This is a genomic window from Sphingomonas flavalba, from assembly GCF_004796535.1.
Lineage (GTDB): Bacteria > Pseudomonadota > Alphaproteobacteria > Sphingomonadales > Sphingomonadaceae > Sphingomonas_L > Sphingomonas_L flavalba.
This window is the reverse complement of sequence record NZ_SPHY01000001.1, coordinates 236,931-252,123: the sequence shown is the minus strand read 5'-3', so window position 1 is coordinate 252,123 and position 15,193 is coordinate 236,931. Positions and strand designations below refer to the sequence as shown.

At 68.0% G+C, this 15,193-nt stretch carries 12 protein-coding genes; 5 read left to right on the top strand and 7 right to left on the bottom strand.

Annotated features, from left to right (window positions below):
• Positions 1-6 precede the first annotated feature (6 nt).
• From E4A53_RS01165 to E4A53_RS01155, 3 genes are read left to right on the top strand one after another with little or no spacing between them, the layout of a single operon-like run.
• Entirely contained in the window at positions 7-3,084 is a 3,078-nt protein-coding gene (locus tag E4A53_RS01165) for an efflux RND transporter permease subunit (protein ID WP_136161271.1), read from the top strand.
• The gene (locus tag E4A53_RS01160) at positions 3,077-3,376 is read left to right on the top strand and encodes a DUF3240 family protein (RefSeq protein ID WP_136161270.1); all 300 of its coding nucleotides are present in this window, start codon (positions 3,077-3,079) and stop codon (positions 3,374-3,376) included. The genes E4A53_RS01165 and E4A53_RS01160 overlap by 8 nt, the downstream gene beginning before the upstream one ends.
• Positions 3,373-4,623, top strand: coding sequence for a TolC family protein (locus tag E4A53_RS01155; RefSeq protein ID WP_136161269.1), 1,251 nt, complete (start codon positions 3,373-3,375; stop codon positions 4,621-4,623). Before E4A53_RS01160 ends, E4A53_RS01155 begins: the two co-directional genes overlap by 4 nt.
• 23 nt (positions 4,624-4,646) lie before the next feature.
• Here E4A53_RS01155 and E4A53_RS01150 read toward each other — a convergent pair whose 3' ends face one another.
• Together E4A53_RS01150 and E4A53_RS01145 are read right to left on the bottom strand one after the other, a co-directional pair.
• A complete protein-coding gene (locus tag E4A53_RS01150; RefSeq protein WP_136161268.1) occupies positions 4,647-5,558 on the bottom strand; it encodes a fumarylacetoacetate hydrolase family protein in 912 nt (303 codons plus the stop codon).
• 26 nt (positions 5,559-5,584) lie between these two features.
• Positions 5,585-6,712, bottom strand: coding sequence for a cupin domain-containing protein (locus E4A53_RS01145; RefSeq protein ID WP_136161267.1), 1,128 nt, complete (start codon positions 6,710-6,712; stop codon positions 5,585-5,587).
• A 98-nt stretch (positions 6,713-6,810) separates the two neighbouring features.
• On the opposite strand from E4A53_RS01145, the gene E4A53_RS01140 reads away from it, so the two are divergent.
• Together E4A53_RS01140 and E4A53_RS01135 are read left to right on the top strand one after the other, a co-directional pair.
• The gene (locus E4A53_RS01140; RefSeq protein ID WP_136161266.1) at positions 6,811-7,740 is read left to right on the top strand and encodes a carbon-nitrogen hydrolase family protein; all 930 of its coding nucleotides are present in this window, start codon (positions 6,811-6,813) and stop codon (positions 7,738-7,740) included.
• Positions 7,741-7,756: 16 nt separating this feature from the next.
• On the top strand, positions 7,757-8,383 hold the full coding sequence (locus E4A53_RS01135) for a flavin reductase family protein (RefSeq protein ID WP_239018073.1): 627 nt from the start codon (positions 7,757-7,759) through the stop codon (positions 8,381-8,383).
• Between the two features lie 17 nt (positions 8,384-8,400).
• Here E4A53_RS01135 and E4A53_RS01130 read toward each other — a convergent pair whose 3' ends face one another.
• The 5 genes from E4A53_RS01130 to hisD form a co-directional block, all read right to left on the bottom strand.
• Entirely contained in the window at positions 8,401-9,906 is a 1,506-nt protein-coding gene (locus E4A53_RS01130; RefSeq protein ID WP_136161264.1) for a M20/M25/M40 family metallo-hydrolase, read from the bottom strand.
• Between the two features lie 196 nt (positions 9,907-10,102).
• The gene (locus E4A53_RS01125; RefSeq protein WP_136161263.1) at positions 10,103-12,274 is read right to left on the bottom strand and encodes a sodium-translocating pyrophosphatase; all 2,172 of its coding nucleotides are present in this window, start codon (positions 12,272-12,274) and stop codon (positions 10,103-10,105) included.
• Positions 12,275-12,405: 131 nt separating this feature from the next.
• Positions 12,406-13,296, bottom strand: a complete 891-nt coding sequence (gene thiL, locus E4A53_RS01120; protein WP_136161262.1) for a thiamine-phosphate kinase — start codon at positions 13,294-13,296, stop codon at positions 12,406-12,408.
• 16 nt (positions 13,297-13,312) lie between these two features.
• Entirely contained in the window at positions 13,313-13,765 is a 453-nt protein-coding gene (gene nusB / locus E4A53_RS01115) for a transcription antitermination factor NusB (protein WP_136161261.1), read from the bottom strand.
• 109 nt (positions 13,766-13,874) lie between these two features.
• Entirely contained in the window at positions 13,875-15,167 is a 1,293-nt protein-coding gene (gene hisD / locus E4A53_RS01110; protein ID WP_136161260.1) for a histidinol dehydrogenase, read from the bottom strand.
• Positions 15,168-15,193 lie beyond the last annotated feature (26 nt).

Sequence of the window (15,193 nt, the reverse complement as noted above, 5' to 3'; positions counted from 1 at the left end):
TCGCAGATGCTGCGTGCGCTCGTTGCCCATTCGCTATCCTACCGGCTGCTCGTCCTGCTGGTCGCGGGGATCGTCGCGGCGCTTGGTGCCTGGGCTTTCGTCAAGCTGCCGGTGGATGCCTACCCCGATATCGCGCCGACACAGGTGAAGATCATCCTGAAGGCGCCGGGCATGACGCCGGAGGAGGTCGAGACCCGCGTCATTACGCCGATCGAGATGGAGATGCTGGGCATTCCGCGACAAGTCGTGCTGCGGTCGCTCGCCAAATATGCCCTTGCCGACATTACCATCGATTTCGAGGACGGCGCGGACATCTACTGGGCGCGCCAGCAGGTGACGGAGCGGTTGTCCGGTGTGATGGCCGAACTGCCGCCGGCGGTCACCGGCGGCCTCGCGCCGATTTCGACGCCGCTGTCCGAACTGTTCATGTTCACGATCGAGGGACCGTTGTCGCTGGAGGCCAAGCGCAGCCTGCTCGACTGGACGATCCGCCCTGCGCTGCGCACCGTTCCGGGCGTTGCCGATGTGAACGTGCTGGGCGGACATGCGAAGGCGTTCGAGGTGCGGCCGGACCCGGTGGCGCTGGCTGCCGCCGGGCTGGGCATGGCTGAGCTGCGTGAAGCGATCGAAGCGGGCAACCGCAACGACGGCGCAGGGCGCCTTGGCGACGGCGAGGATGTATTGATCGTCCGCGCGGTCGGCGCCATACGAACGGTAGCCGATCTGCAGGCGCAGGTACTGCGGACGCATGACGGCAAGGTCGTTCGACTGGGCGATGTCGCCGAGGTCGGCATCGGCAGCGTCACCCGTTACGGCGCGGTCAGCAAGGACGGGCAGGGCGAAGCAGTGCAGGGGCTGGTGATTGCCCTGCGCGGCGCCGATGCGCGACGCGTTGTGGACGGGGTCAAGATCCGGCTTGCCGAAGTGCAGGCGACCCTGCCGGCCGACACCGACATTCATGTCTTTTACGATCGGTCCGACCTGATCGACCGGGCAGTCGGCACCGTGGAGAAGGCGCTGCTCGAGGCGACGGTGCTCGTCGCCATCCTGCTGATCCTGTTCCTTGCCGACTGGCGTGCCGCCGCCATCGTCGCCGCCACCTTGCCGCTTGCCGCGCTGATCACCTTCCTCGTCATGCGTGGGGTCGGGCTGACGGCAAACCTGATGAGTCTCGGTGGCCTGGCGATCGCCATCGGCATACTGGTCGACGGCGCGGTCGTGGTTGTCGAAAATGTCGTGGAGCGCCTGAACGGCGCCGATCCCGCCGATCACCGCCCACGCCTCAACCAGGTGTTCCGGGCGACCAGCGACGTCATCGTGCCGGTCGCGGCCGGCATCCTGATCATCGCGCTGGTGTTTCTGCCGCTGCTGTCGCTCGAAGGGCTGGAGGGCAAGCTGTTCGGCCCGGTCGCGCTGACGATCATCATCGCGCTGATCGCGTCGCTGCTGATCGCGTTGACACTGGTGCCGGTGCTGGCGTCGTTCGGCCTGCGTTCGGGCCGGCACGGCGAACCATGGATCATGCGAGTGTTGATGCCGCGCTATCGCGCTCTGCTCGACGCAGCCTTCGCCAACAAGCCGGTGGTCTACGTGCTGGCCGGCGGCGGCTTGCTGGCGGCGGTGGCTGCCTATGGTGCGGTCGGCAAGACCTTCATGCCGACCATGGACGAGGGGTCCGTCGTCATGCAGACCGCAAAGCTTCCGAGCATCGGCCTCGACCGGTCGATCGAGATGGACAAGGCCGCACAGCGGGCGATCCTGGCAAAGGTACCGGAGGTGACGGCGGTGATCACCCGCGTCGGCACCGACGAGATCGGCCTCGACCCGATGGGGTTGGGTGAGGCGGACAGCTTCGTCATGCTGAAGCCGCGCGCCGAATGGCGTGGCGACAAGGACGACATCGTCGCCGGCATGCGCGAGGCGATGCATGCCCTGCCTGGCACTGATGTCAGTTTCACCCAGCCAATCGAGATGCGGGTATCGGAAATGCTGACCGGTGCGCGCGGGGACTTGGCGATCAAGATCTTCGGCCCGGATCTGGGCACGCTCGCCGATCTTGCCGGGCGCGTGCAGGCAGTGTTGTCGCGGGTGCGTGGCGCGTCGGAGGTGTTGACCGTTGCCAACGACACGGTCGACTATCTGCAGATCGATATCGACCGTCTGGCGGCCGGGCGCGCCGGCATGCCGATCGATACGCTGCAGGACGCGATGCGCGCCCAGCTTGAGGGAATGGATGCAGGCATCGTCGCCGAAGGCCAGCGCAGGACGCCGATCATCGTCCGTGGCGACGACACGCTGCGCAACGACCCAGCGCGCTTTGCCGACCTGATGCTGCGCTCGCCGGACGGCAGCCTGGCCCGGGTCAGCGACCTGGCGCACGTGTCCCGCGTCGCCGGTCCGGTGAAGGTCGACCATGAGGACGGTGCGCGTTACGCGCTGGTTCAGGCCTTCGTCTCCGGCCGCGATCTGGTCGGCTATGTCGATGAAGCGAAGGCGGCCGTTGCGGAGCAGATCACTTTGCCGCAGGGCTACCGTCTTGTCTGGGGCGGGCAGTTCGAGAATCAGCAGCGGGCGTCGGCCCGGCTGATGCTGGTCGTGCCGGTCGCGCTGCTACTGATCTTCCTCGTGCTGGTCGCCACGCTCCGTTCGCTGCGCGCTTCCGCCTTGATCATCGCCAATATCCCGTTCGCACTGGTCGGTGGCATTCTGACCCTCTGGGTGTCGGGGGAATATCTATCGGTGCCGGCGTCGGTCGGCTTCATCGCCCTGCTCGGCATCGCAGTGCTGAACGGATTGGTGCTGGTCACCTATTTCCGGCAGTTGCGGGCGCAAGGCATGCCGATGGCACAGACCGTGCGGCTGGGGGCCGAGCGCCGCCTTCGGCCGGTGATGATGACGGCGAGCATCGCCGCATTCGGTCTTGTCCCGTTACTGTTTGCCACCGGTCCCGGCTCGGAAATCCAGCGGCCGCTGGCGATCGTGGTGATCGGCGGCCTCGTCACCTCGACGCTGCTGACGCTCGTCCTGCTGCCGATGCTGTTCGAACGATTCGGCGAAGCCGCCGAGGAGGCTGGCCATGCCTGATATGATGCTCACCTTCTACTGTGTCGCCGCTGACGGCGCGCCGCTCGCCCAGGCGATGCGGGATGAATCCGGCGGGATCGTTCATCTCCGCCCCGAAACCGTCTTCGGGCGTGATTTCAGTGATGCCTGCACCGCTGAGCAGGTCGCCGGACAGCTCGATCGCGCGGCAGTTGCCCTGATCGTTCCGGGAAATGCGGTCGACGCACTTGTTGCCCGGGTAGCGGCACTTCAGCGTAGCGGGCCCGTGCGCTGGCAGGTCACGCCGGTGCTGGCGGCGGGGCGGATAGCATGAGGGGATCTGCCCGCCTGGGATGGGTTGGCGCGCTCAGCGCGGTATTGTTGGCCAGCGCGGCCGCCCATGGTCAGCGCACCGACCTGCCGGTGCCGGAACTCGTCGCCGCTGCGCTCGACAATCACCCGACGGTCCTTGCCGCCGCCGCCCGGCTCGATGCGGCGCGCGCGCAGGCCGACATGCTGCGCGCCGGCCCGCACGAGATCACTGTCGAGGGTGGTTACGCCCGCCGGTCGATTGAAATGGAGGGGCGGTTCGGTGAATTCGATGCGACGATCAGCAGACCGATCCGCCTGCCAGGCAAGGCGGCGCTCGACCGCCGGGCGGGCGGTCTCATCGTCGATGTAGCGCGCAATCGCCTTGCCGACGTTCGCCATGCGATGGCGTTGACGCTGGGACGCCAGTGGTACGACTGGCTGACCGCGACGGCGCTGGCCCGGACGGATGCGGAGGCGGTCGCCAATCTGGAGCAGGCACTGGCCGCGGTGAGCCGACAGATCGCCCTGCGTGACGCCGCTGCCCTCGACGGGGAACGCGCGCGATCGGCATTGGCGCTGGCGAGGGCGCAAATGGCGGAGTCACGGGCGCGGGCGGCAGCGGCACGGGCGGTCCTGGCGGCCAGCTTTCCGGAGCTGCCGCTGCCGGTGGACCCGCCGGTGCTGGCCGAGCCGGCAGCCTTTGCAGATGGCTTGCCGGCACTGCGCGACCGGGCCGTCACGGAAAGCCACGCGATCGCGGCAGCTCGAGCGGAAGCCGGCCGGCATGCCGTGCTTGCCGATCGCGCGCGGGCGGACCGGGTTGCCGACCCCTCGCTCGGCATTCGCCTGTTCAGCGAGCGCGGCGGCATGGAAAAGGGTGCCGGCCTGGTCGCGTCGATCCCGATTGGCGGGCGACACCGCGCCGCCGCTGTCGACGATGCCGCTGCTGCAGCGCGATCGGTCGCGCTCGAACTGACGGCCACCGAGCGAGAAGTGGAGGCGGCGGCCAGCGCGGCCTTGTCGAACGCCCGAATGCTGCTCGATGTCTGGAGAGACATCGCCGAGGCGGCCGCGCAGGCACAGGCGGTTGCCGACCGTACGGTGCGCGGCCGCGCGCTGGGCGCGATTGACCTTGCCGATCAGCTCTATGCGGAAAGGCAGGCGCGCGAGGCGCGCCGCGCGGAGATCACCGCCCGTGGCGAGGCATTGCGCGCGATGCTACGGCTGGAAGTCGACGCGCATATGCTCTGGGCAGCGCAGGCGGGATGACGTCTGTGCGCGGGCTGTCGCGCTCAGCCGGCGACGACGGGGTGGCGCAACCTGCCGATGCCGTCGACGCCGGCCTCGATCACGTCACCGGGCCACAACCATTCCTGCGGATCGCGCCCGGCGCCGACGCCGGCCGGCGTGCCGGTGGCGATGATGTCGCCGGGTTCGAGCGCAATGCCCTGGCTGATGTCGGCGATCAGGGTGGCGACGTCGAACAGCATGTGGTGGGTGTTCGACCGCTGCTTCTCCACCCCGTTGACGGTCAGCCACAAGTCAAGCGTCTGCGGATCGGGGATGTCATCGGCGGTAACGATGCACGGCCCGAGCGGCGCGTAGCTGTCCATGCCCTTCGAATAGATCCACTGGCCGGCGCGGCGGTTGTCGCGGGCGCTGATGTCGATGCACACGGTGTAGCCGAACACGTGGTTCAGCGCCGCGTTGGCCGACACGCGCCTTGCGCTGCGCCCGATCACGCAGGCCAGTTCCACCTCCCAGTCGAGCTGCTGGGTGATTGCGCCGTTGTGGACCACGGGGTCGCCGGGGCCGACGACGCAGGTCGGCGGCTTGGAGAAGATGATCGGCTGCTTCGGCAACTCCTTGGCGGTGTCGAGCGAGCGGGCGCTTTCGTCGACATGCTCGACATAGTTGAGGCCGATACCGAACAGGTTCTTGCGCGGGCGCGGGATCGGCGCGAGCAGCATCACATTGTCGATCGGCAACGCGCCGCCAACCGGCCAGCGGCCGTTCGCCGCCGCCAGCAGGGCCTTCAACTCGGCAAGGGCGACCGGGCCGAGATCGATGAAATCCAGCATCCGCGACGGCATCGGTACGTCGGCGCGGGCGCCGAGCGCAGCGACATCGACGACCAGATCGTCGACCAGTACGCCGAGTCGGCTCTCCGCTTCGATGGTGGCGCGATAGGTGACGAGACGCATGGCAATCCTTTCGGGGAAGCGGGAAATCAGGGAAGAACCGGCTGGTGGCCGCTATTCTCGGCCAGGCCTTCGGCCCGGTACAGGCCGAGTGCGTGCATCACCGGCAGGTCGTGGAACGAGAACAGGCAGGCATCCTCGCTGGCGGAGGCATTGGCGTGTTCGTGCCACATCCAGGACGGGACGACAAAGATGTCACGCTCCTTCCAGTCGAGCCGCTTGCCGTTGACGATCGAATGGCCGGCACCCTTGGCGCATTGATAGACGAACGAGCCGACCTCACGGTGCGCCTTGGTGCGCTCGCCGGGGCGTAGCAACTGCATCGACGCGCCCATCGTCAGCATCGGCGGATCGCCGGTGAACGGGTTTACAAAGTCCATGTGGATGCCGTCATAGGGCGAGCCGTCGGTTACCCGACTGTAGCGCAGCAGTGCCTCGTAGGTCGGCGCCCATTCATATTTGAGCAGCGGTGAATAGCGTTTCGACCAGGTTTCGCCCGCCGGCTTCAGCGCCGGGTTGCCCCAGCTCGCGGTCGAATCGTCGATCGGGAACGTCACCGCCTGTTGCAGGTCTGGATGGACCTCGTAGAAATTGGCGTCGAGCGCATTCATCAGGGGAATATCCAGCCCGTCCTGCCAGGTGCAGATCGTGCCGTCCTCGGCGACGCCATGTTCGTGCCAGGTCCCGTTCGGGGTCAGCACGAAATCATTGCGGCCGAGCGTCATTTTGTGGCCGTCGACATTGGTGAAGGCGCCGGACCCTTCCATGATGAAGCGGAGCGCCGAGGCGGAATGGCGGTGGCTGGACGCCAGCTCGCCCGGCGCCATGACCTGGATGCCGGAATAGAGCCAGCCGACCGCAGCGGTCACGTCCGCCCGCCCCGGATTGGCGAGATAGACGACGCGCCGGCCGGCCTGTTCCGGCGTCACCAGGTCGAGCGCGCGCAGCACATGGGCGCGCAGCCGGTCGTAATGCCAGACGATGGGGACGGAGGGGGAGGCCGGCTCCCACGGCTCGATCTTGTTGGCGACGGTCCACAGCGCGCCGGCGTGTTGCTGTTGCAGGTCGCGATAGAAATCGACCAGCTCGTCCGTGTCCGCCACGTTGGCGCGGCCGATCACCTCTTCGCGATACTGGTCGTAGCTTTCGGTCGCCACCGGTGCGCTCCCTTGCAGCTATTATAGGCCTAAAATATATTCGGTCTGACTGTCAACGCGACGGTCTACCGGCTATCGCAAGCGGACGGAGGCTTCAGATGACCCAGTACAAGGCGGCGGTGGTCCAATCCGCGTCGATTCCGTTCGATCCGCTTGCCTCGGCGGAGAAGGCCGCCCGGCTGATCCGCGAAGCAGCGGAGGCGGGGGCGTGGCTGGCGGTATTTCCGGAAGTGTTTCTTGGCGGCTATCCCAAGGGAGCGTCGTTCGGCACACCGGTCGGCCTGCGCAAGCCGGAGGGGCGCGATGCCTTCCGCCGCTACTATGACGGTGCGGTCGACCTGGACGGACCAGAACTGGCGTTGCTCGCCGAGGCGGCCGCCGAAACCGGCCTGTTCGTGGTGATCGGCGCGCTGGAGCGGGACGGCGGCACGCTTTATTGCTCCGCCCTGTTTATCGACGGTGCCAAGGGGCTGGTCGGCAAGCACCGCAAGTTGATGCCGACCGCTGCCGAGCGGCTGATCTGGGGGTTCGGCGACGGTTCGACCCTGCCGGTATTCGAGACCAGTCTGGGCCGGATCGGCGCGGTGATCTGCTGGGAAAACTATATGCCGGCATTGCGCCTGGCGATGTACGACAAGGGAATCAGCATCTATTGCGCGCCGACCGCCGACGACCGCGACAGCTGGGCGGCGACGATGCGACATATCGCGCTGGAAGGGCGCTGCTATGTGCTCTCCGCCTGCCAGCACATCACGCGCGGCGCCTTCCCGGCCGACTATGAATGCGCGCTGGGCGATGCGCCGGACACGGTATTGATGCGTGGCGGCAGCCTGATCGTCAGCCCGCACGGCGAACTGCTCGCCGGCCCGGATTTCAGCGGTGAGGCCATCCTTTATGCCGACATCGACCTGGGCGAGGTGGTGCGCGGCAAATATGATTTCGACGTCGTCGGCCATTATGCGCGGCCCGACGTGTTCCGGCTGATCGTCGACGAGGCGCCGAAGGCCGCCGTCGTCCGCCAGGACTAGGGCAGTGGATGTCGACATGCGTGCCCTGCCGCGGGAGGGCCGCTACAAGATCCTGACCGCATGTGTGACGCCGCGGCCGATCGCCTGGGTAACCTCGTGCCTGCCGGGTGGGCCGGTCAATGCCGCGCCTTACAGCTTCTTCAACGTGCTGGGCGACGCACCGCCGACGATCGCGCTTGGCTTGCTTGCGCATGGCGAGGGCCGGTTGAAGGATACCGCCGTCAATATCCGCGCGACCGGTGAGTTCGTCGTCAACCTGGTCGACGCGGCGCATGGCGCGGCGATGAACCTGACCTGCATCGACGCCCCCCCGGAAATGAGCGAGGCGGAACTGGCCGGATTGGCGCTGGCGCCTGCGGCGCAGGTCGCACCCCCCCGCATCGCGACTGCCCCGGCCAGTTTCGAATGCCGGGTACTGTACGCGATCGAGACCGGCCCGCATCAGACGGCGGTGATCGCCGAGGTCGTCCACGCCCATATCGACGACGCGCTGCTGCTCGACCGGGAACGGCTGCACATCGATACGCCGGCTATGGACCTGATCGCGCGGATGCACGGCGCCGGATGGTATGCGCGCCAGACCGACCTGTTCCAAATGGAGCGCCCGCGCTGGGCGGAGCGCGCCGGGCCGGACAAGGCCTGACGGCGCGCCCGCCGCGATCAGGCGCGGATCGCCGCCTGTTTCGCGATCTCGTAGAGCAGGGCGACATAGGCCTTGCTCGCTTCCGCCATGCCCATCACCTTCGGGTTGGCGCTCTCGATCAGGAAATATTCGTCCGGTCCGTGCGCGCCGCTGCCGTGACCCATGCCCCATTGCGCGGCAGGCAGGTTGAGCGGCGGCCCGGAAAAGACGACGCCCGGCCATGATCCGGCGCTGCGCGGGATGATCGTGTAGGCGACGCCCAGCCGCTCCATCACCGCCTTTTCGGAGCGGACCAGTGCGCTGTCCTCATTGGTGATCGTCGGGCCGTAGCCGCCAGTGACCTGTACCTCCAGATCGTCGAAGCCGTGCTTCTTCAGATGGGCGTTGAATTTGGCGATCGCCTCTTCCTTGGTCATCGCCGGCGTCAGGCGGAACTCCATCTTGGCGACGGCGCGATGCGGCAGGATGGTCTTGCCGCCGGGGCCGGTATAACCGGCGACCAGGCCCTGGATGTTGATCGTCGGCTGTGAAGCGAGCCGTTCCAGCGCCTGAACCCAGGACTCGTCGTTGATCCAGCGGCTGACGCCGAGCTGGCGTTTCACCTCTTCCTCGCTCGTCCGCTTCGCGGTTTCCGCGATCAGCGCCTTTTCGCGCGCCGAAAGCGGCAGGACATTGTCGTACCAACCGTCGACCGCGATGGTATGGCCATCGGGCTTCATCAGCGTGTCGAGCGCCTGGACGAGCCGCCAGGCTGGACTATCGACCCGAGCGAAGTTGCTCGAATGGATGTCCTTGGTCGGCCCGCGTCCCCAGCGTTCGCCGCTGGAGATCAATTGCAGTTCGACCGCGCCTTTCGCGCCCAGCGTCAGTGTGCTGGTGCCATCCATCGCCTGGCTGGCAGACGGAATGAACACGCCCACGCATTTCTGCAGGGTCGGCAGCACGTCGGGATGGCTGATCGCCTTCGGAAAGTTGGGAGAGGCGATCTCCTCCTCGCCTTCGGCGATCAGGGCGATATTGACCGGCAGCTTGCGGCCGCTGTCCTTGAAGGCGCGGACGGCGGCGAGGAAACTCATCTCCGGCCCCTTCTGGTTCACCGCGCCGCGCCCGACCATTACCTTGCCGAGGCCGGGCCGGTCGACCAGCCGCGCCTCCAGCGGCGGCGACGACCACTCTGCCGGGTCGAACTGCTTGACGTCGTACATGAAGTAGACGCCGATCCAGTGCTTGGCGCCGCTGTCCAGCGTTGCCAGTACCGACGGTACGCCGCCGGTCGGGACCGGCTTCGCGGTCTGAAAGCCGGCATCTTGCACCAGCGCGATCATGTGGGCGACGCCTTCGTCGATATTGCGCTTTTCAGCGGCGATCGACGGCAGCTTGATCCAGTCGGCGAGGCGCTGAATTGCGGCGCCCTGATTGGAGTCGATCGCTTTCAGCACCGCCGCCTGATCAGCGCCGCCGCGCGCCGCCTGGGCCACGCCCGGTGCCAGCAGCGCCGCCGCCGCTCCGCCCGCTTTCATCATCGTCCGGCGGTCTATCGCTCCGGCGTCGTTTTGGCTGTCGTTGATCATCCCCGCCTCCCCTGCGCAACATATTGATACGTCAGCTTATCGCCGGGTTGCCGGGCTGAACAGGGGCGCGGGCCGCAAAAAAAGAAGCCTCGGCATCCGGCCTTCCGGAAAAGGCGCGGATGCCGGGGCAGCGTTCGGGTGATCGGGATCAGATCGCCGCGTGGGCCAGCGCCGCGAGCAGCAGCAGCGCAACGATGTTGGTGATCTTGATCATCGGGTTGACGGCGGGCCCGGCGGTGTCCTTGTACGGATCGCCGACGGTGTCGCCGGTGACGGCAGCCTTATGGGCTTCGCTGCCCTTGCCGCCGTGGTTGCCGTCCTCGATATACTTCTTGGCGTTGTCCCACGCACCGCCGCCCGAGGTCATCGACACGGCCACGAACAGGCCGGAGACGATGACGCCAAGCAGCAGCGCGCCGAGCGCCGCGAAGCCTTCCGCCCGACCGGCGACGGCGCTGACCGCGAAGAACACGACCAGCGGCGCCAGCACCGGCAGCAGCGACGGCACGATCATCTCGCGGATCGCCGCCTTTGTGACGAGGTCGACGGTGCGGGCGTAGTTGGGCCGGCTGGTCCCTTCCATGATTCCCGGATTGTCGCGGAACTGGGCGCGAACCTCCTCGACCACCGATCCGGCGGCGCGGCCGACCGCGGTCATCCCCATCCCACCGAACAGATAGGGCAGCAGCGCGCCGAGCAGCAGGCCGACGATCACATAGGGGTTGGACAAGGTGAAATCGACCGCCAGATCCGGGAAGAAGATGCCGAGATCGGTGGTGTAGGCGCCAAACAGCACCAGTGCGGCCAGGCCGGCCGAGCCGATCGCATAGCCCTTGGTCACCGCCTTGGTGGTGTTGCCGACCGCGTCGAGGGCATCGGTGCGGTGGCGGACCTCATCCTCCAGCCCGGCCATTTCGGCGATGCCGCCGGCATTGTCGGTGACGGGGCCGTAGGCATCCAGAGCGACGACCATGCCGGCAAGCGCCAGCATCGAAGTGGCAGCGAAGGCGATGCCGATGACGCCGGCGACCTGGTAGGCGGCGACAACCGCGACGACGATGACCAGCGTCGGCAACGCCGTCGATTCCAGGCTGATCGCCAGGCCCTGGATCACATTGGTGCCGTGGCCGGTTTCGGACGCCTTGGCGATCGAGCGGACAGGGCGGTAGCCGGTCCCGGTGTAATATTCGGTGATCCAGACCAGCAGGCCGGTGACGGCGAGGCCGATCATCATGCACCAGAACAGGCCCATGCCGGTGACGCCGCCGGCGATGCCGGTGGCGCTGGCCGTATCGACCAGGCCGTCGGGGAAGCCTTCGGTCGCGCTCTGCAGGAACTCGGCGCCGCCGATCACCTGATGCATGTCGCCGAGTGCGTACTGGGTGGCGAAGTAGATCGCCGGGATGGCGAGGATCACGGTTGCCCAGAAGCCCTTGTAGAGCGCGCCCATGATCGACTGGTTGCCGCCGAGGCGGACGAAATAGGTGCCGATAATCGAGGTGATGATGCAGACGCCGCCGACGAGCAGCGGCAGCGCCATCAGCGCGGCGAGCTGGGCGGCGGAGGTCTGCACCAGCAGCGCGACCGACACCATGGTGACGCCGAGCGTCACGACATAGGTTTCGAACAGGTCGGCAGCCATGCCGGCGCAATCGCCGACGTTATCGCCGACGTTATCGGCGATAACTGCCGGGTTGCGGGGATCGTCCTCTGGAATCCCAGCCTCGACCTTGCCGACGAGATCGGCGCCGACATCGGCGGCCTTGGTGAAGATTCCGCCGCCGAGACGAGCGAAGATCGAGATCAGCGAAGCGCCGAAGGCGAGGGCGACGAGCGCGTCGATGACGATTCGGTCATTTGAAGAATTTCCTGCTATATCAGTGAGATACCAGTAGAAACCGGCGATGGCGAGCAGGCCGAGCCCGGCGACGAGCATGCCGGTGACCGCGCCGGAGCGGAAGGCGAGGGTGAGGCCGCCCTGCAGCGAGCCGCGCGCCGCCTCCGCAGTGCGGACGTTGGCGCGCACCGAGATGTTCATGCCGATATAGCCGGCGACACCGGAGAGCAGCGCGCCGATCACGAAGCCCGTGGCCGAGATCGGGCCGAGAAAGACGGCGACGATGACCGCGACGCCGACGCCGACGATCGCGATGGTACGGTATTGACGGCCCAGATACGCCTTGGCGCCTTCCTGGATCGCGCCGGCGATCTGCTGCATCTTTTCGTTGCCTGCCGATGCGGCGAGGATCTGCCGGCTGGTGACGATGCCGTAAAGCACCGCGATCACGCCACAAATCATGGCGAGCATGACCACTGTCATCTGTAAACCCTTCCCCTGCTCTCGACGCGTCGGCCCGAGGGCGGCATCCGCGTCTTTTATGCCGCCGTTCCGTATAGAGGGCCCATTTTCGGTTTGACAAGCGAATGGCGTAACCGAGGCGACGACGTACCTCAGCGGTGCAGGTAGCCGAGGCGGGCAGGAAGCGGTACCGATGCGCCGGCGGCGGTGAGCGCGAGACCGCTGCCGGCAGCGAAACGGCCGATCCGGGTGGCCGCGATCGGCGGCGCGCGATCCGGCGCAAGGGCGAACAGCAACTGGTAGTCGTCGCCGGCGGTGGCGGCGTCGAGCACGGCCAGCTCCTCCGCCCGCGCCGCGTCCGACAGCGGCACCGCGTCGAGGGCGACGGTGAGGGCGAGACCGCTTGCCGCCGCCATCCGCGCCGCGTCGAGCAACAGCCCGTCGGACACGTCCATCATCGCACTGACCTGCGGCGCGAGCGTGCGACCGTCGGCAAGGCGGGGAACTGGGCGGCGATAGGCGGCGATCGGCGGCGCCGGTTCGGTGCGCCCGGCGCGGAGCAGGGCAAGGCCAAGTCCGGCGTCGCCGATCGTGCCGGTAACGTAGAGAGCGTCGCCCGCCTGCGCCCCGGCGCGCGACGGAGCGACTGCGGCGCGGCCGAGCGCGGTCAGCCCGAAGCTGCGCGGGGCCCCAGCCGGCATCGCCACCGTGTCGCCGCCGAGCAGCGGCAGGGCGAAATACGCCAGCGCCGCGCCCAGCCCTTCGACGAAGGCGGCATCCCAGCCGGGATCTCCGCCCAGCCCGGCGCCGAGCAGGCAGCCGACCGGCGTGGCGCCCTTGGCGGCCAGGTCCGACAGGTTGACCGCGACCAGTTTCCACGCGACGTCCGCGGGCGGGTCGTCGGCGAGGAAATGCACGCCGGCGACGATCATGTCGTGGGTCAGCACCAGATCGCCGAGCACCGCTGCGTCGTCGGCCAGCCCGCGCGCGGCCGGATCGGTGGCGAAGGCGCGCAGCGCGGCGATGAAGGCGGCTTCGTTCATCGCCCGCCGCGCGCGGTCACGGTCGCGCCTGCTTCGCGACCGCGTCGAGCAGGCCGTTGACGAAGCTGGTCTCGCGCTTGTCGTAAAAGGCGTGGGCGACATCGACATATTCGCTGATCACCGCGGCGACGGGAATGTCGGCGCGGGCGAGCAGTTCATAGGTGCCCGCGCGCAGGATCTGCCGCATCGGCCGGTCGAGCCGGTCGAGCGTCCAGCCGGCGGCAAGATGGGTGCCGATCAGCGCGTCGATCTCTTCGCGGCGGGCGATCGCGCCCTTCACCACATCGTCGAAGAAATCGACCTCCGCCTCGGCATATTCGACCTCCTCTATCGTCGCGCCCAGCCGGTGCTGGTGGAATTCGTGAAGCAGACGCGGCGGCGCGGTCCCCTCCATCTCATGCTGGTAAAGGGCCTGGACGGCAGCGAGGCGCGCCGCCGATCGGGACTGGGAACGAATGGCTTTGGTCATGCTGCGCGTCCCCTAGAGCCTTTTCACGGCAGATGGAATTGCATGCCCTGCTTTCGCGCGGGCAGGGTGGGAAACAGATAGCGTGCGAGCGCGTAAGAGTGCGGCGGGGTCAGCCGCCCAGCCGCGCGGCAACCGAGGCGGCGTGCGCCGGCAACCCTTCCGCTTCGGCCAGCGCCACCGCCGCCGGGCCGATCGCGGCGAGCGCGGCGGCATCGCAGGACAGGAAGCTGGTCCGCTTCATGAAATCGGTGACCGACAGGCCGGAAGAGAAGCGCGCGCGCCGCCCGGTCGGCAGCACATGGTTCGGTCCGCCGACATAGTCGCCGACAGCCTCTGGCGTGTAGCGGCCGAGGAAGATCGACCCGGCATGGCGGACGGCGTCGAACAGCGGCGCCGGGTCGGCGACGGCCAGTTCCAGATGCTCCGGCGCCAGCCGGTCGACCAGTGGCGCCGTGTCGATCAGCCGTTCGACGACGATGATCGCGCCGTTGGCCTGCCAGCTTGCCCGCGCCGTCGCTTCGGTGGCGAGGGTGGGCAGGCGGCGCTCGACCGCCGCCGCCACCGCATCGGCGAAGGCGGTGTTGTCCGTGAAGAGGATCGACTGGCTGGTCGGATCGTGCTCGGCCTGGCTCAGCAGGTCGGCAGCGATCCAGTCCGGGTCGTTGGCCGCATCGGCGACGACGACGATCTCGCTCGGCCCGGCGACCATGTCGATGCCGACGACGCCGAACAACTGGCGCTTCGCTTCCGCCACCCAGGCGTTGCCGGGGCCGGTGATGACGTCGACCGGGGCGATGCGCGCGGTGCCGTAGGCGAGAGCGGCGATCGCCTGCGCGCCGCCGATCCGCCAGATCTCGTCGATGCCGGCGATCTCCGCCGCGGCGAGGACCAGCGGATTGAGCAGGCCGTCCGGCGCTGGCGTGACCATCGCCAGCCGCGGGACCCCGGCGACCCGCGCCGGTATGGCGTTCATCAGCAGCGAACTGGGATAGGCGGCGCGCCCGCCCGGCACATACAGCCCGGCGGCATCGACCGGCCGCCAGCGCGCGCCGAGGCGGACGCCGGCGGTATCGACCGAGTCGCTGTCCGCCGGCTTCTGGGCGGCGTGATAGGCAGCGATACGGCTGGCGGCGAGGTCGAGTGCGCGGCGCAGGTCCGGCGCCAGCCCGTCGAGCGCGGCGCGGCGCGCGACGGCGGGGACGGTCCAGCCTTCCGCATCCGGATCGAACCGGTCGAAGCGGCGGGTATAGTCGGCGACGGCCGCGTCGCCCTGTTCGCGGACCGCGGCGATGATCGCGGCGACATCGCGCGAGACATCGGCATCCGCCTCGCGCCGGGCGTTGACCAGCGCCGCGAAGGCGGCCGCGAAATCCGGGGCGGTGGCGGTGAGGCGCTGGGTCATGGGTGGGGGTGGATGGGTTGGGGGTT